Annotated in this window: 20 protein-coding genes and 1 tRNA gene; 6 read left to right on the plus strand and 15 right to left on the minus strand. The window is 69.5% G+C overall.

The window, feature by feature from the left end; genetic code table 11:
• Positions 1 to 7: 7 nt before the first annotated feature.
• The 6 genes from SD455_RS06965 to SD455_RS06990 all read right to left on the minus strand — a co-directional run bounded on the left by SD455_RS06965 (position 8) and on the right by SD455_RS06990 (position 5,878).
• Complete coding sequence (locus tag SD455_RS06965) at positions 8 to 925, minus strand: endonuclease/exonuclease/phosphatase family protein (protein WP_445507633.1); 918 nt, start codon at positions 923 to 925, stop codon at positions 8 to 10.
• Positions 926 to 986: 61 nt separating this feature from the next.
• On the minus strand, positions 987 to 1,715 hold the full coding sequence (locus SD455_RS06970; RefSeq protein WP_445507634.1) for an HAD family hydrolase: 729 nt from the start codon (positions 1,713 to 1,715) through the stop codon (positions 987 to 989).
• A complete protein-coding gene (locus tag SD455_RS06975) occupies positions 1,712 to 2,785 on the minus strand; it encodes an ABC transporter ATP-binding protein (protein WP_445507635.1) in 1,074 nt (357 codons plus the stop codon). The genes SD455_RS06970 and SD455_RS06975 overlap by 4 nt, the downstream gene beginning before the upstream one ends.
• Before the next feature lie 98 nt (positions 2,786 to 2,883).
• On the minus strand, positions 2,884 to 3,831 hold the full coding sequence (locus SD455_RS06980; protein WP_070161440.1) for an ABC transporter permease: 948 nt from the start codon (positions 3,829 to 3,831) through the stop codon (positions 2,884 to 2,886).
• Entirely contained in the window at positions 3,819 to 4,742 is a 924-nt protein-coding gene (locus tag SD455_RS06985) for an ABC transporter permease (protein ID WP_085437813.1), read from the minus strand. Before SD455_RS06985 ends, SD455_RS06980 begins: the two co-directional genes overlap by 13 nt.
• Positions 4,739 to 5,878 carry an ABC transporter substrate-binding protein gene (locus tag SD455_RS06990; protein ID WP_445507636.1) on the minus strand — a complete coding sequence of 380 codons (1,140 nt, stop codon included), beginning with the start codon at positions 5,876 to 5,878 and terminating at the stop codon, positions 4,739 to 4,741. The genes SD455_RS06985 and SD455_RS06990 overlap by 4 nt, the downstream gene beginning before the upstream one ends.
• Positions 5,879 to 6,177: 299 nt before the next feature.
• Between SD455_RS06990 and SD455_RS06995 the strand changes: the two genes are divergently transcribed.
• Together SD455_RS06995 and SD455_RS07000 are read left to right on the plus strand one after the other, a co-directional pair.
• On the plus strand, positions 6,178 to 6,939 hold the full coding sequence (locus SD455_RS06995) for a GntR family transcriptional regulator (protein ID WP_070159170.1): 762 nt from the start codon (positions 6,178 to 6,180) through the stop codon (positions 6,937 to 6,939).
• Between the two features lie 62 nt (positions 6,940 to 7,001).
• Positions 7,002 to 8,360 (plus strand): protein kinase domain-containing protein, encoded by a 1,359-nt coding sequence (locus SD455_RS07000; RefSeq protein ID WP_445507637.1) that lies wholly within the window; start codon positions 7,002 to 7,004, stop codon positions 8,358 to 8,360.
• 50 nt (positions 8,361 to 8,410) lie between these two features.
• Here SD455_RS07000 and SD455_RS07005 read toward each other — a convergent pair whose 3' ends face one another.
• Positions 8,411 to 9,976, minus strand: coding sequence for a hypothetical protein (locus SD455_RS07005; protein WP_445507638.1), 1,566 nt, complete (start codon positions 9,974 to 9,976; stop codon positions 8,411 to 8,413).
• A 269-nt stretch (positions 9,977 to 10,245) separates the two neighbouring features.
• Positions 10,246 to 12,090 carry a vWA domain-containing protein gene (locus SD455_RS07010; protein ID WP_070158414.1) on the minus strand — a complete coding sequence of 615 codons (1,845 nt, stop codon included), beginning with the start codon at positions 12,088 to 12,090 and terminating at the stop codon, positions 10,246 to 10,248.
• Positions 12,091 to 12,324: 234 nt separating this feature from the next.
• On the opposite strand from SD455_RS07010, the gene SD455_RS07015 reads away from it, so the two are divergent.
• Positions 12,325 to 12,849, plus strand: a complete 525-nt coding sequence (locus SD455_RS07015; RefSeq protein WP_070158417.1) for a hypothetical protein — start codon at positions 12,325 to 12,327, stop codon at positions 12,847 to 12,849.
• Between the two features lie 44 nt (positions 12,850 to 12,893).
• On the opposite strand, the gene SD455_RS07020 is transcribed toward SD455_RS07015, so the two are convergent.
• Positions 12,894 to 13,736, minus strand: a complete 843-nt coding sequence (locus SD455_RS07020; RefSeq protein WP_085437918.1) for a DUF6612 family protein — start codon at positions 13,734 to 13,736, stop codon at positions 12,894 to 12,896.
• Between the two features lie 146 nt (positions 13,737 to 13,882).
• Here SD455_RS07020 and SD455_RS07025 point away from each other — a divergent pair.
• The 3 genes from SD455_RS07025 (at position 13,883) to SD455_RS07035 (ending at position 16,516) form a co-directional block, all read left to right on the plus strand.
• A tRNA-Gln gene (locus SD455_RS07025) sits at positions 13,883 to 13,954 on the plus strand.
• A gap of 134 nt (positions 13,955 to 14,088) precedes the next feature.
• Positions 14,089 to 15,495, plus strand: coding sequence for a bifunctional UDP-N-acetylglucosamine diphosphorylase/glucosamine-1-phosphate N-acetyltransferase GlmU (glmU, locus tag SD455_RS07030; protein ID WP_445507678.1), 1,407 nt, complete (start codon positions 14,089 to 14,091; stop codon positions 15,493 to 15,495).
• Positions 15,496 to 15,535: 40 nt separating this feature from the next.
• Positions 15,536 to 16,516, plus strand: a complete 981-nt coding sequence (locus tag SD455_RS07035) for a ribose-phosphate diphosphokinase (protein ID WP_085437917.1) — start codon at positions 15,536 to 15,538, stop codon at positions 16,514 to 16,516.
• A 73-nt stretch (positions 16,517 to 16,589) separates the two neighbouring features.
• Here the strand turns inward: SD455_RS07035 and SD455_RS07040 are convergent, their stop codons facing one another.
• Genes SD455_RS07040 through SD455_RS07065 form a run of 6 tightly spaced genes read right to left on the minus strand, consistent with a single transcriptional unit; the run spans position 16,590 to position 21,984 of the window.
• The gene (locus SD455_RS07040; protein ID WP_445507639.1) at positions 16,590 to 17,243 is read right to left on the minus strand and encodes a TetR/AcrR family transcriptional regulator; all 654 of its coding nucleotides are present in this window, start codon (positions 17,241 to 17,243) and stop codon (positions 16,590 to 16,592) included.
• Positions 17,240 to 18,268, minus strand: a complete 1,029-nt coding sequence (locus tag SD455_RS07045; protein ID WP_445507640.1) for a phosphotriesterase family protein — start codon at positions 18,266 to 18,268, stop codon at positions 17,240 to 17,242. The genes SD455_RS07040 and SD455_RS07045 overlap by 4 nt, the downstream gene beginning before the upstream one ends.
• Positions 18,265 to 19,275, minus strand: a complete 1,011-nt coding sequence (locus SD455_RS07050; RefSeq protein ID WP_445507641.1) for a DctP family TRAP transporter solute-binding subunit — start codon at positions 19,273 to 19,275, stop codon at positions 18,265 to 18,267. The genes SD455_RS07045 and SD455_RS07050 overlap by 4 nt, the downstream gene beginning before the upstream one ends.
• A gap of 11 nt (positions 19,276 to 19,286) precedes the next feature.
• Positions 19,287 to 20,192 carry a shikimate dehydrogenase gene (locus SD455_RS07055; protein WP_445507642.1) on the minus strand — a complete coding sequence of 302 codons (906 nt, stop codon included), beginning with the start codon at positions 20,190 to 20,192 and terminating at the stop codon, positions 19,287 to 19,289.
• Positions 20,189 to 21,463, minus strand: coding sequence for a TRAP transporter large permease (locus tag SD455_RS07060; protein WP_311025943.1), 1,275 nt, complete (start codon positions 21,461 to 21,463; stop codon positions 20,189 to 20,191). Before SD455_RS07060 ends, SD455_RS07055 begins: the two co-directional genes overlap by 4 nt.
• Positions 21,460 to 21,984, minus strand: a complete 525-nt coding sequence (locus SD455_RS07065; RefSeq protein ID WP_445507643.1) for a TRAP transporter small permease — start codon at positions 21,982 to 21,984, stop codon at positions 21,460 to 21,462. The genes SD455_RS07060 and SD455_RS07065 overlap by 4 nt, the downstream gene beginning before the upstream one ends.
• Positions 21,985 to 21,997: the final 13 nt, after the last annotated feature.

Below are 21,997 nucleotides of genomic sequence, written 5' to 3' on the forward strand. Positions count from 1 at the left end.
CGCGGACTCAGCCCGCGGCCACCACGGCGCGTACCGCCAGGTGGTCGGAGGGGAACTCGTTGTCCTCGTGGTCCGGGATGTGTCGGCACACCCCGCCGTACTCCACGAAGCCCTGATCGTCAGGGGCATCCTCGCCGTCGGCCGCCCCTCCGAGGTGGTCGGCGGCGAGGACGGACAGGCCCCGCACGTAGATGAAGTCGATCCGATCCCGGGGTTCGTCGGCCAAGGTGTGGATCTGTGCCCAGGACCGGCCCGGTGCGAGTCGAGGATCCGGATGGACGGCGCGGAAGGCATCCGTGTAGCCGGACTCGATGAGACGTCGGGTCGCCGGCCAGTCGACGTCGGGCCGCTCGTCGCCGTCCCAGTCCACCGGCGACGGCACGTTGAAGTCTCCCGCGATGATCACCGGCATCTCGCCGTGCTCGGCCAGGAGACGGTCGGTCTCGGCGAGGATCCGCTGGGCCTGCTGGTCACGAGCCACCTCGCCGTCCTGGGCGAAGACCGCGTCCTGCCCCTCGGGCAGCTCGGCGGACCGGTAGGGGCCGTAGTCCCGCGGGGCCAGATGCACCGACCAGGCGAGCACCTCACCCAGCCGGGTCCGCACGATCGCAGCGGTGGCGTACGGGGCGGTGTCGGTGGCCACCAGCTGTGCGGCGCCCGTGGTCAAAACCGCGTTGTCCCACGACTGCTGGGCCACGGTCATCCCGAGGGTGCGGCCCAGACGTCCTCCGGCGTCGCCCCAGCATTCCTGCAGGAACAGCAGGTCCACCTCCTGGCTGCGGAGCACGTCCACCTGCTTGTGCCGGCCGTCGTGGACCTTCTCGCCCCCGAACCACAGGTTCCAGCTGATCAGCCGCAGAGTGGGCCGGGCGGTCTCCACGGCCAGCGGGGCGGGGGCGGACGCCGGCTCTGTCGTCTCGGTCATAGGGATCTCCCTCGTCGTCTCATCGTCCTGGTCACGGATGGGCTTCGTCATCGTGTGGTGGTCACGCGGTGGTCACCGGGCCGCAGGCTCCATCCTTCTCCCCGGAGACCTCCACGCGCACGGTGAGCTCGGTCAGCGCGGTGAAGCGGAGGTCGCAGTCCAGTGTGACCTCCGGGTCGGCATTGACGCCCAGCACCGTCATCCCGGCCGCGCGGGCTGCCCGTGCACCGGCGGGGGAGTCCTCGAAGGCGATGGCCCGGGAGGGATCCACACCGAGCGCGGAAGCGGCCTCCAGGTACAGGTCCGGGGCAGGCTTTCCGGAGGTGACGTCGTCCAGGGTGCGGATCACCTGGACCTGATCGAGGATTCCGACGTCGGCGAGCATCGCGGTGACATCGGCGCGCAGCCCGTTGCTGGCCACTGCGAGCGGGACGTACCCGGCGAGCGTCCGCACCAGGTCGAGCGCACCGGGCATGGGGGAGACTCCGGCCGCCAGCAGGGCGGAGTATCGAGCCACCAGCTGCTCCTGGATGTCCTCGGGACGTGCGCCGTCGTGCCGCAGGTCCGCCAGCCGGGCCGCGGCGTCGTCCACGCCGACTCCACGGAAGCTCTCCAGCTTCGACTCAGGGGACCCGTCCCGATCAGGCAGCCAGGAGGAAATCAGATCCATCCACACGGACTCAGAGTCCACCAGCAGCCCGTCACAGTCGAAGACGACGGCCTCGGCGGTGACCTCGGTCTGGGGTGGGCGGCCGAGGCGCAGCCTCGGCCGCAGTCGGCCCCCGGTCATGCTGCCGCCTGACCGGCGCCGGCGGGAAGCCGCAGCGCCGGTGCGGACAGCAGGTGCGGACTGACGCGAGTCCCCGGCACAAGTTCGGCGGCCTCTGCGGCTGAGACGGAGCTGGTCACCGTGACTCCGTCCGGCGTCTCGGCCCGCACGACCGTGCGCTCTCCGGTGTAGATCTGGGCGACCACGGTGCAGCGCCCTTCCTCCTCCGGCAGCAGCGTGAGATCCTCCGGGCGGACGAACACGGTGTCCAGCCCGGGGCCGGGGGCCTGCGCGGGCAGGGCGCCGTGGGTGAACGACGGCTCCGCCCCGAGCTCGGAGACAGTGCCGACGAATCGGGCCACAAACGCTCCGGCCGGCCGCCGATAGACGGTCTGGGGCGTGTCGATCTGCTCGATGACCCCGGCGTTGAGCACTGCGACCCGGTCGGCGATGGCCAGCGCCTCCTCCTGATCGTGGGTGACGAACATGGTGGTGATGCCCAGCTGCTGCTGCAGTCGCCGGATCTCCTCCCGGATCTGGGTGCGCACGATCGCATCCAGGGCTGAGAGCGGCTCGTCGAGCAGCAGCACCTCCGGCTGGGTGGCCAGCGCGCGAGCCAGTGCCACCCGCTGCTGCTGACCGCCGGAGAGCTGATGCGGATACCGGAGGGCGAACTCGCCCAGGCCGCACAGCTCGAGCATCTCCGCCGCCGTCGCCCGACGTCTCTCCCGGCGGACCTTGCGCACCCGCAGGCCGTACTCCACGTTGTCCTGCACGGTCATGTTGGGGAACAGGCTGTACGCCTGGAACACCATGCCGATGCCGCGCCGGTTCGGGGGAACTCCGGTCAGGTCCCGCCCCCCGACGAGGACCCGTCCGGAGGTCGGCCTTTCGAAGCCGGCGAGGATGCGCAGCGCGGTCGTCTTGCCGCATCCGGACGGTCCCAGCACGGTCACGAGCTCACCGGCGGAGATGCGCAGATCCAGCTCGCGCAGCACGGGTGTGGGACCGAAGGACTTCGACACTCCGGTGAGGGTCACCTCGTTGGAGGCCGGAGAGTCGCCTGGCTCCGTCCCACCGGGTGTCGTCACGCCGGGTGTCGTCGTACCGGAGGGTGTCACCTCGGAGGTGGCTCCGGCGTCCTGTGAGGCGCGCGATGTGGTGGTCTCGGCGGATGTCGCGGAGGCATTCATGAGGCGAGGGCTTTCGTCGTGGTCTTCTGGAGCTGCTTCTCGGCCCGTGCCGCCCGGGCGGCCGGTGAGAACCGGTCGGCGGAGAGCGTGGCGACGAACAGCAGCGCCCAGGTGGTCAGGTTCAGCAGTACGGCGATGGCGATGGACGCGCGGAAGTCGTGGGAGGAGACGTCGTAGAGCCACACCGGGATGGTCTGCTGGCTCAGTGTCGCCGCCAGGGAGAACTCGCCGAAGCACAGGGCGGTGGCGAAGAACACGGAGAAGAGCATCGACCCGCGGATGTTGGGGATCACGACGCGGAAGATCGTGCCCCAGATGCTCGAGCCCAGGATCGTGGAGCCCTCCACCATGGCCTTCAGCGGGATGGTCCGCAGCCCGGCGTCGATGGAGCGGAACGTGAACGGCAGGCACAGCACCACGTAGGTCCCCACCAGGATCAGCGGCAGGTCGGGACTCTGCAGGAACTGGCTGATCTGGTTCCCCAGCGAGCCGCGTCCCTGCTGGGCTCCGGCCCTGAGCAGCGCGACGACTCCGGCGGCGATGGCGATCGGGGGGACCACCAGCGGCAAGGTGCAGAGGATCTCCAGCAGCGGGCGCAGCCGCGGTGCCCACAGGTGGACGGCCACCACGGCCGGCACCAGCGTGACCACCAACGTCACGATGGTCGCACCAGTGATCGCCAGAGTGCGTCCAGCCGCCGCAGCCAGGGACGCGTCATCGCCGATCACGGAGTAGGCGGCCAGGGAGAAGCTGCCGCCCGGGAGGACCGCGTAGGCCACAGAGCACAGCACCGGGACCGTCACGTAGAGCGCAACGGCGACGACCGGCACCCACCGTGAGGCGCGCAGCGCCCGATCGCGAGGGGAGCGCCCTGAGGTCCGAGCGGTCCCTGTGGTCTCTGGGGCGCTTGGGGCGACTGAGGTCGTGGTGGTCACTGCACCCATCGTGCGCTCCTCCTCTGCAGCCGGTTGAACAGGAACAGCACGACGACGGCGATCACCACCATCGTGATGCCCAGCGCCATGGCCACGGGCTGGCTGGAGGGGCTCTGCCCCAGCAAGGAGGAGATGTTCAACGGGATCAGCGGGAACCCGCCGGCACCGATCAGCACGGCCGCAGACGCGTGCGTGGCGAAGGCCGCTCCGAAGCACAGGACCCAGCCGCCCAGCAGCGCCGGTGCGGCGATGGGTAGGCCCACACGGAGCCAGAAGTTCCGGGAGGATCCGCCCAGGGCGGCGTCGGCCTCCCGCCACTCGCGGCGCAGTCCCATGAAGGTGGGCAACGTGACCATGACCATGGTCGGGATGAGGAAGTACTGGTACATCACCACCAGTCCCTGCCAGGAGTACAGCGAGAAGCCCGTGGCGTCCAGGTTCAGCGCGCTGAAGACGAGGCCGGCGTTGCCCAGCGTGACGATGAATGCGAACGCCAGGGGCGCGCCGCCGTCGTTGGCCAGCACCGAGGAGAACACCGCCACGATCGAGTCCAGTGCCGCGGAGCGGATGAGACTGATGCAGAAGGCCGTCACAGTCCCGATCACCGCCGCGATCAGTGAGCCCACAGCGGAGACCTGCAGCGAGTTGAGGATCGCTTGGGAGTGCGACCCGGAGGTCAGCGCCAGGAAGTGGTCTGCGCCGACGCCGATGCTGCCGTCCTCGGCGGTGACGGTGACGGCGATGACGGCCATGCCGACGATCGGCAGGATGAAGAAGAGCAGCAGCAGGACGCCGAGGGGCAGGAGCGCGAGCGTGGCCGGATGACGCAGGGCCCCCAGCGTCTCCCGGCCCCGCCGACGGCCCGCCCGCGGCGACGCCGGCGGCCCGGGGGAGCGCTGTGGTGTGAGCCCGGCCGTCACCGGAGGGCACCTGCCCAGTGCTCGTCGACGATCGCCTGATTGGCCTCACGCTGCTCCAGCGTGGGCTGCGGGGCGTCCACGGCGCCCTCGCCGGGCAGAGCGTCCAGGGCGTCCTGGTCCACGGTGCCGGCCTCGATCATGGCGTCCAGACGGACCGGGGTGACATAGCCCTCCAGGAGGATGTTCTGACCGTCGTCGGAGAACAGGAACTCGAAGAACAGTCGCGCCACGGCAGGATGCGGGGCGTCGTCGTTGAGGGAGGCGGCGTAGAAGGAGGCCACCTGACCGTCCGAGGGGAGATGGATCTCCAGATCGATGTCGGCCTCCTCGGCGAGGTCGTCGGCGATCGGCTGCAGCAGGTAGTCCCAGTTGAGCACGATCGGCGTCTCGCCGGTCTCGATGGTGCCCGCGTTGGCCTCGACAGGCACCAGGTTGCCCTTCTCGGAGAGCTCGGCGAAGAACTCGATCCCGGGCTCGATGTCGTCGAAGGAGCCGCCGTTGGCTGCCGCCGCGGCATGGACGATCATGAACGCCCCTTCGGATGCGGTGGGGTCGGAGGACAGGGCGACCTGGCCGGCGTATTTGGGGTCGAGCAGGTCGGAGAAGTCCTCCGGGCAGTCGGGCACGCGGGAGGTGTCGCAGCCGATCGCGATGGTTCCGCCCAGGTGGTTGATCCAGGTGCCGTCGCCGGAGCGCAGGTCCTCGTCGATGTCGTCGATGGTCTGCGGGGTGTAGCCGGCCAGCAGTTCGTCCGCAGCGGCCTGCTGGGCGAAGCTCATCCCGGTGTCCAGGTAGTCCAGCGAATTGTCCTGTCCCTGGCGGTTGACGACCGCATTGATGAGGTCCTGGCTGGAGCCGGTGGAGGTGTCGTTGACGATCTCGATGTCGTACTTCTCGGAGAAGGCCTCCAGCAGCTCGCCGTAGTTGGCCCAGTCCTCGTAGAGGCCCATGGCGTTGAACGTGCCTTCGGCCTGGGCGTCCTCGATGAGCTGATCCATGCCGCCGCCGTCTTCCACGGTGCTGGCGTCTCGCCACGTCGCCGAAGACTCGGACTCACCTCCGTCCCCTCCGCAGGCCGCGAGGCCGAGCGTCGTGATGGTGAGGGTGCTGAGCAGAGTGAGGTCTCGGGTGCGCATCAGAAAAGTTCCATGCCCTTCGTCGGAGGTGTCGAGTGAACGGGGTCGCCGGGCCCGGCCTGTGGCTCGGGGCACATCGTCGGCGTCGACGACACCATGTTCACTAGTGAACTCGGCGAAGTCAAGTCAAAGATCACTAGTGGAAGTGGCGTGCGGGAAGCGGTATGGTGCACGCCGGATGAACAACGGCGGACGAATCCGCCCAGGGCCTGCGGGGCCTACACTGACCAGCACGGGCACTGACCAGCGCAGGGCCCTGACCAGCACAGGCACTGACCAGCACAGGGAAGGGGTGGAAGATGGCAGGGTTCGCCTTCACCAGCATCGCGGAGGCGCTGCGGGAGGAGATCCGCACCGGCGTGCTCGGCATCGGTGACTCGCTGCCGTCGGAACGTGTCTTGAGCGAGCGCTTCGGGGTCTCACCCGGAACTGTGCGCGTCGCCCTGAAGGAGCTGGTCTCCGAGGGCACCGTCGACGGCACACGGGGGAGACCCAAGACCGTGGTGCGTATCCCTCGCCAGCCGTCCAGCTTCGGCGAGTTCCACAGCTTCGCTCAGTGGGCGCGCGGCCAAGGCCGTGAGCCCGGAGGACAGGTCATGGAGAGTCGGTGGCTGATCGCCTCTGAGATGGACGAGGTGCTGCTGCAGGCCCGGTCGGGCCAGCGGGTTCTGGCGATCACGCGGCTTCGCTCGCTGGACGGCGAGATCGTGATGCTCGAGCGGACCCACTACCCCGAGTGGCTCGGTGAGATCGTGGAGCGGATCCCCCAGGACACTCCCTCGGTGACGGCTGTGCTGGCCGAGGACCACGGGGTGCACTTCAGCCACGCGGAGCATATGTTCGGTGCCGAAGGCGCCAAGGCCCGCGACGCGGCGATGCTGGGCGTCTCCCGCGGCACGGCGCTGCTGATGCACCGGCGCGTCTCCCGGGACCCGGCCGGCAGGGTGCTGGAATGGTCCACTGACCGCTACATCTCTGGACGCGTCCTGCTCTCCGTGGGCAACTCCTGGAACGCGAACCCCCTGCGTTGGGCGCTGCCCGGATCGGAGCCCGGCCTCTGACGAGGTGATGGTCGGGGTGATGCTGCCCGCCGCACGGTCGGTGCGTCGTTAGACTGGCCCCGATGGGGGATGTCTTCGCAGGACGCTACGAACTCGTCGACCCGCTGGGCGAAGGCGGCGTCGGCACGGTCTGGCGCGCCTGGGATCACCGACGGCAGACCTACTGCGCCGCGAAGGTCCTCCGCCAGGTGGATGCCACCTCCCTGCTGCGCTTCATCCGCGAACAGAGCCTGCGGTTGGACCACCCGCATGTGCTGGCCCCCACCGGATGGGCGGGGGAGGACGACAAGGTCCTGTTCACCATGCCGATCATCCGCGGCGGCTCAGTGTCCACACTGGTGGGGGACTTCGGGCCGTTGCCGCCCCGCCTGGTGGCCCTGCTCCTGGACCAGCTGCTCGCTGCGTTGGAGGCCATCCACTCCGAGGGACTCGTCCACCGGGACGTCAAACCGGCGAACCTGCTGCTCGACGCCACCGGACGGGACCGGCCCCAGCTGTGGCTCGGCGACTTCGGGATCGCCGCGGGCATCGACGAGCCCCGTCTCACCCAGGGGCCCTACGCGCTGGGCACGCCCGGCTATCTGGCGCCGGAATGTCTGCGCCTGGGGTGGGACCCCGATCCTCGGGCGGATCTCTACTCCGCCGGGATGTGTGCGGTCGAGATGCTCATCGGGCTGCGTCCCGACCAGGACACCGCGGCTGCCGAGGCGCTCGCTGGCGCGGACCTGCCGTACCCGCTTCCACCGAGACTGGTCGACGTCGTCACCCGCATGGCCGCTCCCAGCATCACGGCCCGCACTCAGGACGCGACGACGGCGCGACAGGCCCTGGCCGAGTCGGAGCTGTTCACGGACCGGGTCCCGCTGGAGGGGATCCTCGGGGAGGTCGAGGTCTTCGACCAGGTCCCCGAGCTGCCGCCCGGCTGGACGCCTCGCGGCCCGGTCGACGGGCACGGGGCCGCGGTCCCAGGGCCCCCACCGAGCGAGCCTGAGCCCGCGCAGGGCGCCGCCGCAGGCGCAGAGGACGCGGCCACGGAGGACGCGTCGACGGCGATGCTCGACCGTCGCTCCGCACCGGCTCGACCGGTAGCGCCTGCGGCGACCCGGCCAGCCGGACAGGACCCCGCCCAGAACCCTGGACACAACCCCGCACCCAGTCCCACGCCGAACCCCACAGCGGCTACAGGTCCGAGCCCCAGCCCGAACTCCGGCCTGCCTCCGCGATCCCCGCAGCCGGAGCTGGGTCAATACACCGGCGGACAGCCGGAGGCGAGCCTGTCCGCACACACAGGGGGGAGCCCCCTGGCGCGCGGTGGGGCGCCTCAGCGCCCTTCGCGGCTCCGTGGCATCGGGATCGCCCTGGGGCTGATCCTGCTGGGCCTGCTGGTGCTGCTCTTCACCTTCTGGATCGTGCTGACCTGACCCGTCACTCCCGGTCCAGGCCGGTGCGGGTCAGCGCCGGGCAGTGCCGCTCAGCGCCGTTCAGGACCCGGCCCCCACGGAGGCGGCTCGGGTGCGGCACCGCCGGCGGGAGGCCCGTGGTCGTCGGGCCTCTGCCCATAGCGGCTCGGAGAGGACGGCGGCTGGCCATACGGTCCGGCCCCGTAGACCTGCTGTCCCTGAGGCGCTGGTCCCTGAGGTGCTGGTCCCTGAGGTGCTGGTCCCTGAGGTGCTGGTCCTTGAGGTGCTGGTCCTTGCCAGGGGACGGGCCCTGCTCCGTCCGGAAGCGGTCGGGGATCCCGGATCACCCGGACCAGCACGATGGATCCGGAGCCGATCAGGAGCAGCCCGACCACGGCCAGGACCGCGACGACGGCCGTGCTGTCGCCCAGCGCGCTGATCCTGGTCAGAGCGCCGGTGCCGGGCCCGTCGGCGGTCACCTCGCCGCCGGAGAACGTCGGCCACGCGCCCTCGTAGTCGTCAGGGTAGGCGGGAGCGCCGTCGCCCGCCTCACCGAACGTGTCCAGGGTGAGGCGGTAGAGCAGGGAGAGGCTCTCGGAGGCGTCGTGCTCATCTGCGGTGACCACCAGGTAGTGGTCCCCGGCGAGCATGGTGTAGCTGAACTCCCGGTTGAACCAGCGGACCGGACCGGGGTTGACCCGGTTCTGGGTGGCGGAGGACGTGCTCAGCGTGCCGGAGTCATGGTCCACCAGCGCCCGCAGTGGGTTGGTGACCGCCAGGGACACCGAACCCATCCCGGCGAGCCGGTCGGCGCGCTGTTCGTCCGGCTCCGGGAAGAACGCTTCGGCCTGGAGGCGTTCGCCCCAGTCCACCGGCACACGGAAGATCTGCGTCTCGCCGGGTCGGATGGTCACTTCATAGGTGCTGCCGGGCTCGAGCTCAGGTGCCATGCCGAAGGACCGGCCGGGCTCGACCTCCAGGGCCCCCGAGACGTCACGGCCGATGTCTCGCCAGTCATGGTCGAAGCCTTCGTCCGGCGGAGGCAGTTCCCCCAGGCGTACCGGTCGCGGCTCTTCATAGACGAGGATCTCCAGCGGCTGGCCCACGCTGACGGCGTCCTCGGGGTCGGCGTTGAGTTCGATGGTCAGCACGATCTCCTCGGAGGAGCCGCAGGTCCCGTCGGCTCCTCCGTCCAAGGGCGGACCCGCGGCGACATGGGTGGTGCGCAGATGGTCCAGGAACCCGGAGGCAGAGCTCGAGATGGTGTCCGAGGCGCACAGATCGCCCTCCCAGGTGCCCATCTCCACCCGCACCTGGTCGCCGTCGCCGGACTGACCCAGCGTGGTGATCCCCACGTGGAGGGTCGAATGCGCCACCTCTCGGGGGATCCGATAGTGGAGCGTGCCGGTGGTGAACTCGTCCAGGTACTGGGTGCCGGAGCTGAGCGCGACGGCGTCGCCGGGGTTGGATCCGCCGGTGATCTCCTCACCTTGCAGGACCGGCTCCTGCACCTGCTCCTGCACCGGTTCCCGCACAGCCTCCTCGCCTGCGGCAGCGGCCTCAGGGCCGGGCAGCAGCATGACCAGCAGGGCGCCGCCCAGGGCGGCGATGGTCCGGTAGGGGGCTCTGATGGTCATCTCCCGGGCCTCTTCGACGGTGCGGTGCGGTGGGTCCTGGTGACCGGTCGCGGTGTGGCGGCCTCTCACGGCGTCCTCCCCGGGTGGTGCCCTCGATCGTGGGGTCGGCATCTCTGGCGGCATGTCGACGGCACGGTCTCGGGGACCGGAGGTCAGGAACCCTCATCGTGCAGTCTACTGGTGGCGGTCCCGGGCCAGGAGGGGCCTCCTCCCGGCCCGGGGCCGTCACGTGGACGAAGCGTGCGGTCGGGTGCGTGAGCGACCCTCCCTCAGGCCTGCCCGTCCTCCTGCTCGTCCTCCCGTTCGTCGCGCCCCGGTCGCAGCTCCTCGGGGTCCCCCGCGTACTCCGGGGTGCCGTCACCGGAGTCGCCGAAGGTGTCCACCGTGAGCCGGAAGGGAAGGCTGAAGGTGGCGCCGTCGTCGGTGTGGTCCATCACCAGCGTCACGTAGTAGTGACCGGCGGTGTCCGTCGCGGCGATCCCGGAGGTCGAGGACACGCGGTTGTGCCAGCGGACCTCTTGGGTCATGGCCTGGAAGATGTCCGAACGCTGGGCGCCGGTGCGGCCCGAGTCGTAGTCGACCATCCCGCGGTTCGGCGAGAGGATGCCCACGCTGGTGCGCAGCGAGGAGAACTTCTCCGCAGTCTCCATGTCCGGGGCCTCCAAGTAGGCCTCGGCCTGCAGGTGCTCACCCCATTCCACCGGCACCCGGAACACCAGGGCCTCACCGGGGATGATGTCCCCGTCATAGGTGGTGCCGGGTTCCAGGATCGGCGCGTGGTTGAACGAGGTGCCGCCGACCACGTCCTGGGCGCCCCGGGGGTCGCGGCCCATGTCGGTCCACTCCACCTCGCCGCGCTCCGCCTCGGCGGGCAGATCCGCGACGTTCAGCGCCTCAGGCTCCTCGTAGATCATCAGTTCGAAGGCCTGCCCCAGGGTCTCCGCCTCCGCAGGGTCTCCGATCTGCTCCACGGAGAGGATCAGCTCGTCGGCCTCGCCGCACGGGTCCTCCCCGGCGTCGCGCTCCGGGTCCCGGTATCCGCTGACCTGCGCGGTGCCGAGGAAGTTCAGTGTGGCGAAGTGGAAGCCTGACATGGTCTCCCGGTCGCAGCGGTCGCCGTCCCAGGTCTCCAGCTCCATCCGGATCCAGTCGGAGTCGCCGTGCGGATTGTGGGTGGTCAGGCCCACGTGGACCGAGGAGTTCTCCAGCTGGCGGGGAATCCTGAAGTGCAGCGTGTGCTCGGTCAGGGTGTCCACGTACTGGTGGCCCGTCTCCAGCTGCGGAGCCTCGCCCCAGTTCTCTCCACCGGTGACCTCCTCGCCGATCAGGCTGAACGGTTCGAAGGCCCGGTCGGAGACCCGCTCCAGGGTGCGGGTGAGCGAGTCGACGTCGTCGGCGTCGTAGTACTCCCCGTCAGCCACGGCGGCGATGCACTGCAGCTGCTCACGGGCGGTCTCCTCCACGTGGTAGCCCACGGTGTGGATGGTGACGTCCACGCCCTGGGAGGCGATGGTGTCGGCCACTTCGCAGGGGTCCGGCACGCAGTTCTCCTCGCCGTCGGAGACCAGCACGATGGTCCGCGGGCCGGTCTGGCCGAGGTCGCCGGCGGCCTCGGAGAGCGCGTGCGCCAAGGGAGTGCGTCCGCCGACGGCGTCATAGGCCTGGATCGCGTCTCGCAGCTCGGCACGGTTGTCGGCGCCGACCGGGACCACGAGCTCGGAGTCCTCGCAGGCGGCGGGGTCGGTGTAGTCCGTGACCTCACCGGCGAACACGCGGAAGCCGACCTGCTGGTCCTCGTCGAGGCCGTCGACCACCTGGTGCAGGGCCTCCCGGGCCGCCTCGATCCTGGTGGTGCCGTCGGCGTCCGGCTCGGACATGGATCCGGAGGCGTCGAGGACCAGCAGCAGCTCGCCCTCGTCAGAGTCCGTCGGATCCTGGGTGATGTCAGGCCGCTCGGTCCGCACGTCGCGGTCCTCGCGGCGGTCCCGGTCATTCTGCTCCTCCCGGTCGTCGACGTCGGCGGTGATGCTGGCGTGCGCGGCGGGGGCGGCGGCACCGGTGAGGGCGGCGGCCAGGCCCAGTGCGGTCATGGTGCGCCATGCTGGGGTGTCCATGATGTTCTCCTCCGTGAGATGAACTTTGCACTAGCAACTCTAAGGAGTTGCGACTGCAAAGTCAAGGGTCTTCATGGTGGCCCTCAGGTGTCATCCGGTGAAGCACCAGCTCCATGGGGGATGGTCCGGTGGGGCGGGGGTGTGCTCCGGTGTTCGGGTGCCGTCGCATGCCGTCCCCCGGCGGAGTAGACTTCGCATGAGTGAATGACGGTGACGGATGGAGAGGAGGCGTCCATGACGGTGGAGGAGAACATCGAGGCTCAGCGGGCCGCCTATGGCGAGCCGCTGTCCGGGATCTTCGGCCGGGTCAAGCAGGCCTTCGGCATGAATCAGTCCGAGCTGGCCGGTGTGCTGGGGATGTCTGCGCCGATGCTCTCTCAGCTCAACAGCGCCCAGCGGGTGAAGATCGGCAATCCGGCGGTCCTTCAGCGGCTCCAGGCTCTCGATGAGCTCGCCGAGCAGCTGGATCAGGGTGCTGTGGAGCCGGCAGAGATTCCGGGTCGGCTCGAAGGGATCAGGTCGTCGACCGGGCGCTTCACCCGGACGACCTCGATGGTCTCGGCCGAAGGTGGGGATGCCGCCGTCGTCGCGGGTGTGCGCCACCTGCTGCGGGCTGTGGCGTCGGGGCAGCAGATCAAGGAGGCCGCCGACCAGCTCGAAGGGAGTGCTCCCGGGTTGGCCGAGGTGCTGCGGACCTATGGGCTCGGCTCCGTCGGGCCTGCCCTGGATCACTACACGCGCCACAAGGACCTCTTCTGAGAGGTCCTTGTGGGCTCAGCGGCGGCCAGAACGGGAGATTGTGCTCACTCCTGTGATCCGTAGGCCTCCTCGAGGACGTCCTCGGGGATCTCCAGCGCCGGGATCTCGTTGAACTGGGAGTACTCCGCGGTGATCTCCATACCGAGGTCGACCGGGTGCGGCGAGTCCTTCGTGTGCAGCGTGAAGGAGAGCTCCTCCACATAGAAGGTCTCGGGGTCGACCACGGCGTCGACGGTCATATCGGTGTCCTCCGGCTCATAGCCGTCGAGGCTCAGGGAGAAGGGCTCTTCGAAGGCGTCGAAGGCCGCCGGGTCGCTGCCGCTGTAGCTGAGTGTGTAGGCATCGTCGTCGAAGGTGACCTCGAGCAGCTGCTCCAGGTCGCCGATGCCCTGCACCACGCGGCTGTACCGGCTGTCGTCCTCGCCGTCCGCCGGCTTGACTCCGGGGTCGTCCTCCCAGCCTCCGTCGTCGGTGGTGGAGATCGCCATCCCGTCCGTGATGTAGGTCTCGAAGGACTCCACCACCTGTCCGTCTTCTGTGAGGGATCCGATGACGAAGACCTCGGAGAAGTCCTCAGCCCCCTCAGCGGTCATCTCCAACCGCTGGTCCTGAGCGGTCCAGAGGGCGTCGAGTTCGAAGGTCATGACCATCTCGGCGCGCAGGGTCTCCACGGTCTCCCGCGTCTCGAGCATGTGAGTGAAGACCTCGGCGTCCTCCACGGGATGGGCCAGGGAGGACCCCCGGTGCTCGTGGCTGGTCCGCTCCGCCTCGGGCGCCGGGGTCGATGCCGAGTCCACCTGGCTCTCTCCGGGGCCGAGGGTGACGCAGCCGGTCAGTGTCAGAAGCGCGATGCCGACGGATCCGGTGGCCAGTGCAGTGCGTGTCATGATTCTTCCCGTCTGTGAAGAGATCCCCGAGGATCTTCGCTGGTGTTCACAGAAGTAAATATAGATGTTCGCGATAGGGAAGTCAAGATGTGAACTTGATGGGTCTCCCATGCGAAGATGAACCACGCGCGGTCACCGGCCCGCACTCCGCCCTGGTGTAATGGCAGCACGCCAGCCTTTGGAGCTGTGCAGTCTAGGTTCGAGTCCTAGGGGCGGAACGGCCCCTCATGGCCTCGCCGCCGTTAGGATTGAGGGGTTCTCCGATTCCCACGTCAAGGAGCTTCTGCCCGTGGCTGTACCCGAGACCCGTCCCGCCGCAGTGATCGTCCTCGCCGCAGGGGCGGGTACCCGGATGAAGTCCCGCACACCGAAGATCATGCACAGCATCGGTGGGCGCTCCATGATCGGGCACGCTCTGTCCGCCGCGGCGGGTCTGCACCCTGAGCACCTCGTGGCGGTGGTCCGGCACCAGCGGAACACGGTGGCCGCTCATATCGACTCGCTGGGCACGCAGGCCGTCATTGCGGACCAGGATGAGATCCCCGGCACCGGCCGCGCCGTCGAATGCGGCCTGGCAGCGTTGACCGGCCTTGAGGCCGCTGAGCTGAGCGGGACCATCGTGGTCACCTACGGCGATGTGCCGCTGCTGACCACCGAGATGCTCGCCGAGCTGGTCAGCACCCACGAGGCCGAAGGCAACGCGACCACCGTGCTCACCGCGGTCCTCGACGACGCCTCCGGCTACGGGCGCATCATCCGTGCCGACGACGGCTCGGTCACCGGCATCGTGGAGCACAAGGACGCCAGCCCCGCCCAGCGCGAGGTCCGTGAGATCAACTCCGGCATCTACGCCTTCGACGCGGAGGTTCTCACCCGCGCACTGAGTCAGGTCACGACCGACAACGCGCAGGGGGAGAAGTACCTGACCGACGTGCTAGCCCTGGCCCGCGCCGAGGGCGGTCGAGTGGCCGCGGTCGTCACTGAGGACCGCTGGCAGGTCGAGGGCGCCAACGATCGAGTCCAGCTGCAGGCTCTCGGCGCCGAGCTGAACCGGCGCACCGTGGAGGCCGCGATGCGCGCCGGGACCACTGTGGTGGACCCCGCCACCACCTGGATCGACGCCACCGTGGTCCTGGAGGAGGACACCACCGTCCTGCCCGGCACCCAGCTGCACGGCGAGACCCGGATCGGTCGCGACGCCGTCGTCGGCCCGGGCACCACCCTGACCGACGTGGTCGTGGGGGAGGGCGCCTCGGTGGTGCGCACCCATGGCTCCGGCGCCCGGATCGGCGACGGCGCGACGGTCGGTCCCTTCGCCTACCTGCGGCCCGGCACCGACCTCGGTCCTGAGGGCAAGATCGGCGCGTTCTACGAGACCAAGAACGTCACCATCGGCCGGGGCTCCAAGCTCTCCCACCTCGGCTACGCCGGGGATGCGACCATCGGCGAGCACACCAACATCGGCTGCGGCAACATCACCGCCAACTACGACGGTGAGAACAAGCACCGCACCGTCATCGGCAGCCATGTCCGCACCAGCTCCAACACGGTATTCGTGGCGCCCGTGGAGGTCGGAGACGGCGCCTACACCGGTGCCGGCGCCGTGGTTCGCAAGGACGTGCCGGCGGGGGCCCTGGCGCTGTCGGTGGCGCCGCAGCGCAATGCGGACGGCTGGGTGGAGCGGAAGCGGCCCGGCTCCGCGGCCGCCCAGGCCGCCCAGCAGGCGGGCCGCACCGAGCCGAACACAGACTCCGAGTAAGCAGTGACACCCCAGGGAACCGGAGAGAAGGAACTACAGCATGGATGAGATCAGGCTGAGCGGCGAGAAGACCCTGGTGGTCGCCTCGGGGCGTGCCCACCCCGAACTGGCCGAGGAGATCGCCACGGAGCTCGGCACTGAGCTGCTGCCGATGAGCGCCTACGACTTCGCCAACGGCGAGCTCTACGTGCGGTCCTCCGAGTCGGTGCGCGGCAAGGACGTGTTCCTGCTGCAGTCCCACCCCTGGCCGCTGAACAACTGGCTGATGGAGCAGCTCATCATGGTCGACTCCATGAAGCGTGCCTCCGCCAAGCGGATCACCGTGGTCTCCCCGTTCTACCCTTACGCACGCCAGGACAAGAAGGGACGCGGCCGTGAGCCCATCTCGGCCCGGCTGGTGGCCGACCTCTACAAGACCGCCGGTGCAGACCGCATCATGAGCGTGGACCTGCACACCGCCCAGATCCAGGGCTTCTTCGACGGCCCGGTGGACCATCTCTTCGCGGTGCCGCTGCTGGCCGACTACATCCGCGAGCAGGTCGCCGACGACGAGATCACCGTCGTCTCCCCGGACACCGGGCGCGTCCGCGTGGCCGAGCAGTGGGCGGAGCGCCTGGGGGGTGCACCGCTGGCCTTCGTGCACAAGTCCCGCGATCTGACCATGCCGAACAAGGCCGTCTCGAAGCAGGTCGTCGGCGAGATCGAGGGCCGCACCTGTGTGCTCATCGATGACATGATCGACACCGGGGGCACGATCTCCGGTGCCGTGAAGGTCCTCAAGGATGCCGGGGCCAAGGACGTCATCATCGCCGCGACCCACGCCGTGTTCTCCGACCCGGCCGCCGAGCGGCTGGCCGCCTGCGGCGCCCGGGAGGTCGTGGTCACCAACACGCTGCCGATCCCGGCAGAGAAGCGCTTCGAGCAGCTCACCGTGCTCTCGATCGCCCCGATCCTGGCTCGGGCCATCCACGAGGTCTTCGCCGACGGCTCGGTCACCTCGCTGTTCGACGGCAACGCCTGAGGCCCACCCGCACACACGACGACGGCGCCGCCCTGAGATCAGGGGCGGCGCCGTCGTCGTTCCGGCGGGGAGATCAGCCCGTGGGGCGGTCCTCCGGGTTCGTCAGCCAGGCCACCACGACGTCGCCGATCACGGACCTCAGCCGGTCACGGTTCTCGGAGGCCTCCAGCTCCAGCTCGAACAGATGCCCGAAGGTGTAACGGTTGGCCACCTGGAACACGCAGTAGGCGCTGATCAGCAGGTGCACGTCGACGGCGTCGACGTCGTCACGGAACGAGCCGTCCTCGCGCCCGCGGGCGAGGATGTCCTCCAAGAGGCCCAGGGCAGGCTTGCCGAGGTCGCGCAGCGACTCGATCTGCCGGATGAAGCGACCCCGGTGGATGTTCTCGATCGCCACCAGGCGGATGAACTCGGTGTTCTCGAGATGGTGGTCATAGGTCAGCTCCGCCAGCCGGCGCAGGGACTCCGCCGGGTCCAGGTCATGGACGTGGAGGGTCTGTTCCTTGTCGCGGATGCCTCGGTAGGCCTTCTCCAGCACGGCCAAGTACAGCTGCTCCTTGCCGCCGAAGTAGTAGTAGATCATCCGCTTGGTCGTGCGGGTGCGGCGGGCGATCTCATCGATGCGAGCACCGGAGTAGCCGGAGTCGGCGAAGACCTCGGTGGCCACGTCGAGAAGCTCGGCACGGGTGCGGACAGCGTCGCGCTGCCGGATGTGCGTCTCGCTCACGGGAACCTCCCCTCTCGCTCCGCGAGATTATCAGAACCGTCTCGCCGGCCGGCGAGCAGACGTCGGGGGTTCTCCACCAGCAGCTGATGCTCAAGTCTGCTGTCCACCCCCAGGCGGCGCAGCCGCGGGAGGATCTCCGTATGCAGATGGTCCATCCGCCAGGAGGGTGCATGGGCCTGCCGCCACGACGGCGGGGTGACTCGGCTGAACACTGCGGCGTCCTGAGAGAGCAGGAGCTGACGGTCATAGCCCGCCTCCAGAAGGTCGAGCAGCCTGCGGAGGCGGTCCTCGTCGTCGCCGGTGTGCGCCATGCCGAACCGGTCGAAGCCGAGGAAGGAACCGGCCTGCGCCAGGCGTCGCAGCCGTGCGCCGTCGGGGCAGTCTCCGGCATGTCCGATCACCACACTGTCCATCGAGACGTCGAGGTCCCGGAGCAGCCGCTGCTGTTCGATCCCGCTGCGCGTGGCCGGGTCAGAGTGGGTGATGATGGGCACGCCGGTGGCCCGGTGCACTGTGGCGGCGGCGGCGAACACCCGCGCCACATCCTCGGTGAGGCCCCGTGCGCCGGAGGCCACCTTGATGATCGCCGCCCGCACCCCGGTGCCGGCGATGCCGTCGGTGACATCCCGCCGGAACAGCTCCACCAGAGGATCCGGTCCATCGACGGTCCTCCCTGGACCGTTGAGATGGAAGAACGGCGGCAGGGCATCCATCGTGTACCACCCGGTGGCGGCCAGCACGCGCACCGGAGCTCGGCGGGCGACCTCCTGGATGAGCCGGACGTCCCGCCCCAGGCCCGGCACGGTGAGGTCGACGATGCTGTCGACCCCCAGGGCCGCGAGGCGTGTCAGGAGGTCGACGGCCTCGTCCACGGCCGTGGACTCCTCCCATTCGGGGTGGGGGAGGTCCCGGGCCAGCTGCGGATCACCCACGAAGAGATGCTCGTGGACCAGCGTGGTGCCGAGCTGTTCGCCCGGCACCGCCCCGGTGACGGTCTCGACCAGACCCGCGGCCAAGCGGCTCACTCGCTGGTGGATCGGATGGCCTCGAAGACGTCGTGCGACTCGTCGTCCAGCGCCTCATCCAGGTAGTCGAGCGCCTGGTCCTGGAAGGCGTCGACGTCGACGTCGTCGATGACCTCCCAGTCGTCTCCGGCGCGCCACTCGTCGAGGGTGGCCTCCTCGTCCTCGGCCACGCAGTCGGTCACCGACGCCACCGCGGACTCCACGGCGGAGGTCAGGGCCTCCTGCTGGGCGTCGTCGAGCTCCTCCCAGCGGTCGGACATGATGACCAGGTTCGTGTTGAGCTGGTGGGCGGAGAGGCTCAGGTAGTCCTGCACCTCGGACAGGTTCTCCGAATCGATGTTGGTGATCGGGTTCTCCTGACCGTCCACCGCGCCCTGCTGCAGGGAGAGGTACAGCTCCTCGTAGGCCACTTCGGTCGCGTCGGCGCCCAGGGCGCGGGCGTTCATCAGGAACTGGGGGGAGCCGGGGAAGCGGATCCGCAGACCGGAGAGGTCCTCCGGGGAGCGGATGGGATCGTCAGCGGTGAAGTGACGGGCCCCGGCGGACCAGGCGCCGAGGGTGTGGATGCCTGCGGAGTCCGCGAAGTCCTCCACCACCGCCTGGCCCTCAGGACTGTCCATGAAGGCGGCCAGGTGCTCGGCGTCATCGAACACATAGGCGGCGTCCAGGACGCTGATCGGCTCGTGCACCGCCCCCAGCGCGGAGGCTCCCTGGATGTCGAGATCGATGTCACCGGAGGCCACGGAGGCGATCCGGTCGGCGTCCCCGCCGAGTTGGCTGGACCCGAAGATCTCGATCTCGAGTCCGACGTCGGCGGCCTCCACCTCCTCCTTGATGAGGTCGGCTCCGCAGCGGGCCTGCGGCTGGTCGTCGTTGTAGCTGTGGGCCAGGGTCAGAGAGACTGAGCCCTCGGCGGCGTCGCCGCCGTCGCCTCCGCAGCCGACCAGGGCCAGCGCCGGCACCGTCGCCAGCGTCAGGAGGACCGGGAGTTTCGTCGTGCGTGTCATGATGCGACCTTTCAACGGGGAGTGGGGGACAGGTTCTGTTCGGCGGCGACCAGAGACTGGAGATCGGCCAGCATCGCGTGCCGGTCGGCCGGTTCGCCGGTGAAGATCTCGAAGGCCTCGGCGGCCTGGTGCATCGCCATGCCGAGGCCGCTGACGGTCCGGCAGCCCAGGGCACGGGCCTCGAGGAGAAGCTGGGTCTCCACGGGCCGGTAGATGACGTCGCACACCCAGAGTCCGGGATGCAGGTGGCGCCGGTCGACGGGAGTGCCCGGGTGGTGGGCCATGCCGATCGGCGTGGCGTTGACCAATCCGTCAGCGTCGGCGAGCAGCGCCGGCAGGTCCTCAGGAGTCGCCGGGACGCTGGCCACCTCGTGATGCCGGGCCACCGCCTCCGCGACCTCGCCGGCCCGGCGGCGATCGACGTCGACGGCGGTCAGGTCCTCCACGCCGGCCGCGGCGAGGGCATGGGCCGCCGCGGAGCCCGCTCCGCCGGCGCCGAGCAGCACGACGCGCCCCCGGTGTGTGCGGCCCATCGCGTCCTCGAGGGAGGCGGAGAAGCCGGAGACGTCCGTGTTGTGGCCGACGCGCCGACCCTCGCGCCAGACCACGGTGTTGACGGCGTCGACCCGCCGGGCAGGCCCGGAGAGCTCATCCAGCAGCGGGATCACCGTCTGTTTGACCGGGTGGGTCAGGTTGAGCCCGTCGAAGCCGAAGGCCTCGGCGCTGGAGAGCAGGTGATCCAATGCCGCCGCTGGGTCCTGCGTCTCGGGGAACTCCACGGTCCGATAGATGTGCCGCAGCCCGTGGCGGGCCCCCTCCAGCTCATGCATGCGGGGCGTCAGAGACGGTCCCACACCATGGCCGATCAGGCCGATCAGCACAGCACGGTCCGCAGCACGGTCTTCGGATTCGGTCACAGGCCCAGCACCTCCGGGATGAACAGCACGGCTTCGGGAAAGAGGATCACCAGCACCGTGACGACCACGGCCGGGATCATGAACGGCAGCGCTCCGCGGAACACTTCGCCCACGCGTGTTTCCGAGACGGCCGCCGTCACGAACAGGACGGTGCCGACCGGCGGCGTCAGGAGGCCGATCATCAGAGACAGGATGAGCACCACGCCGAGCACGATGGGGTCGACGCCGTACTGGACGGCGATCGGCAGCAGGACCGGCACGGTCAGCACCAGGACGGCCGTGGCGTCGATGACCGTCCCCAGGACCAGCATCAGCCCGGCGATGAGCAGCAGGAACAGGACGGGGTTCTCCGTGATGCCGAACAGCAGCTCCGTCATGAGCTGGGGGAGACGCTCTCTGGCCAGGATGTGGCCCAGCAGCGCGGCCGAGGCGACGATGAGCATGATGCCGGCGGTGGTCACCACCGTCTCGCGCACTGCGGTCAGGAAGCCCGACCAGGACAGCGACCGTTGGACCAGGGCGATCAGCAGGACGTAGGCCACGGCCACTGAGGCCGCCTCCGTGGGGGTGAACCAGCCGCCGAGGATCCCACCCAGGATGATCACCGGAGTCAGGGCCGGCAGCAGCACCCCTCGGGTCGAAGCCAGCAGCTCCCGGGCGTCGAAGGTCCCCCGGCTGACCCCTGGTTCGCGGCGCACCAGGAGGAAGACGACGACGAGCAGGCCGAGGGCCACGGCGAGGGCCGGGATGACGGCGGCGGCGAACAGCGCGCCGGTGGACGCGGCGGCCAGTCCGGCGAAGATCACCGCGGGGATGCTCGGCGGCATGACGGGAGCGATGAGGGAGGAGGTCGCGGAGATTCCGGTGGCGAACCGGCGGCTGTAGCCGTTGCGCAGCATCGCCGGGATCTGGACCTTGCCGAGGGCGGCCGCGTCGGCGACCGCAGAGCCGCTCATCCAGGAGAAGCCGACGCTGACCCCGACGGTGACATAGCCGAGATTGCCGCGCAGGCGGGCCAGAAGCGCCAGCGCGAACCGGAAGAGCTGGTCCGCGATTCCGGCATGGTTGGCCAGCGCGCCGAGGAAGACGAAGAGTGGGACCGCGAGCAGCGGAAAGCTCTGGGCGGCGTCGGTGACTTGGCGCAGGCTCATGCCGGAGGAGTGTCCGTGGACGAGCATGTAGACGAGCGAGGGTCCCAGAAAGGCGAAGGCGACCGGGACCCGCAGGACGAGCAGGACCGCGATGGCCAGGGCCAGCAGCAGTAGTGTCATCGGGCCACCTCCTCGGCGAGCTCAGACCGGACGGGTCCGTGGAGCGCGATGCGGGCCGCGCCGATGAGGGCGCGGACGGTGCTGCTGATGAGTCCCAGCAGGACCGGCACGTAGACCAGCGCCATGGACAGTCCGAGCACCGGGGAGCGCAGGGCGCCCTGAGTCTGCACGAGCTCCCAGGCCTCCAGTGTGAAGGCCCCTGCTGTGATGGCCACGATGACCAGGGCGAACACCTGGACCGCACGGATCAGTCGTGGCTTGGGCAGGATGTCGACCACCTCCAGGGTGATGTGGCCGCCTCGGCTGATCAGGACTCCGGCCACGGTGAAGGTGAGCCACGCCAGGGCGAACCGAGAGACTTCGCCCGTCCAGGGCAGGCTCTCGCCGGGGAGGTGGCGCTGGGCGGCCTGAATGAGGACGAGCACGAAGATCGTCAGCAGCATCACCGAGCCCGCGGAGATCTCCAGGGCGTCGATCATCCGTCCGGCTCGGCGAAGCGGTCCGCGGGGCGGTGGTGTCATGGGATCCCTCCCA

This window comes from Nesterenkonia sp. K-15-9-6, assembly GCF_052656005.1.

Excerpts from the sequence above, each read along its gene's own strand:
- SD455_RS06965 (WP_445507633.1), bottom strand. The coding sequence starts at position 925 with ATGACCGAGACGACAGAGCCGGCGTCCGCCCCCGCCCCGCTGGCCGTG.
- SD455_RS06970 (WP_445507634.1), bottom strand. The coding sequence starts at position 1,715 with ATGACCGGGGGCCGACTGCGGCCGAGGCTGCGCCTCGGCCGCCCACCC.
- SD455_RS06980 (WP_070161440.1), bottom strand. The coding sequence starts at position 3,831 with ATGGGTGCAGTGACCACCACGACCTCAGTCGCCCCAAGCGCCCCAGAG.
- SD455_RS06990 (WP_445507636.1), bottom strand. The coding sequence starts at position 5,878 with ATGCGCACCCGAGACCTCACTCTGCTCAGCACCCTCACCATCACGACG.
- SD455_RS06995 (WP_070159170.1), top strand. The coding sequence starts at position 6,178 with ATGGCAGGGTTCGCCTTCACCAGCATCGCGGAGGCGCTGCGGGAGGAG.
- SD455_RS07000 (WP_445507637.1), top strand. The coding sequence starts at position 7,002 with ATGGGGGATGTCTTCGCAGGACGCTACGAACTCGTCGACCCGCTGGGC.
- SD455_RS07005 (WP_445507638.1), bottom strand. The coding sequence starts at position 9,976 with ATGACCATCAGAGCCCCCTACCGGACCATCGCCGCCCTGGGCGGCGCC.
- SD455_RS07010 (WP_070158414.1), bottom strand. The coding sequence starts at position 12,090 with ATGGACACCCCAGCATGGCGCACCATGACCGCACTGGGCCTGGCCGCC.
- SD455_RS07015 (WP_070158417.1), top strand. The coding sequence starts at position 12,325 with ATGACGGTGGAGGAGAACATCGAGGCTCAGCGGGCCGCCTATGGCGAG.
- SD455_RS07020 (WP_085437918.1), bottom strand. The coding sequence starts at position 13,736 with ATGACACGCACTGCACTGGCCACCGGATCCGTCGGCATCGCGCTTCTG.
- glmU (WP_445507678.1), top strand. The coding sequence starts at position 14,089 with ATGAAGTCCCGCACACCGAAGATCATGCACAGCATCGGTGGGCGCTCC.
- SD455_RS07035 (WP_085437917.1), top strand. The coding sequence starts at position 15,536 with ATGGATGAGATCAGGCTGAGCGGCGAGAAGACCCTGGTGGTCGCCTCG.
- SD455_RS07050 (WP_445507641.1), bottom strand. The coding sequence starts at position 19,275 with ATGACACGCACGACGAAACTCCCGGTCCTCCTGACGCTGGCGACGGTG.
- SD455_RS07060 (WP_311025943.1), bottom strand. The coding sequence starts at position 21,463 with ATGACACTACTGCTGCTGGCCCTGGCCATCGCGGTCCTGCTCGTCCTG.
- SD455_RS07065 (WP_445507643.1), bottom strand. The coding sequence starts at position 21,984 with ATGACACCACCGCCCCGCGGACCGCTTCGCCGAGCCGGACGGATGATC.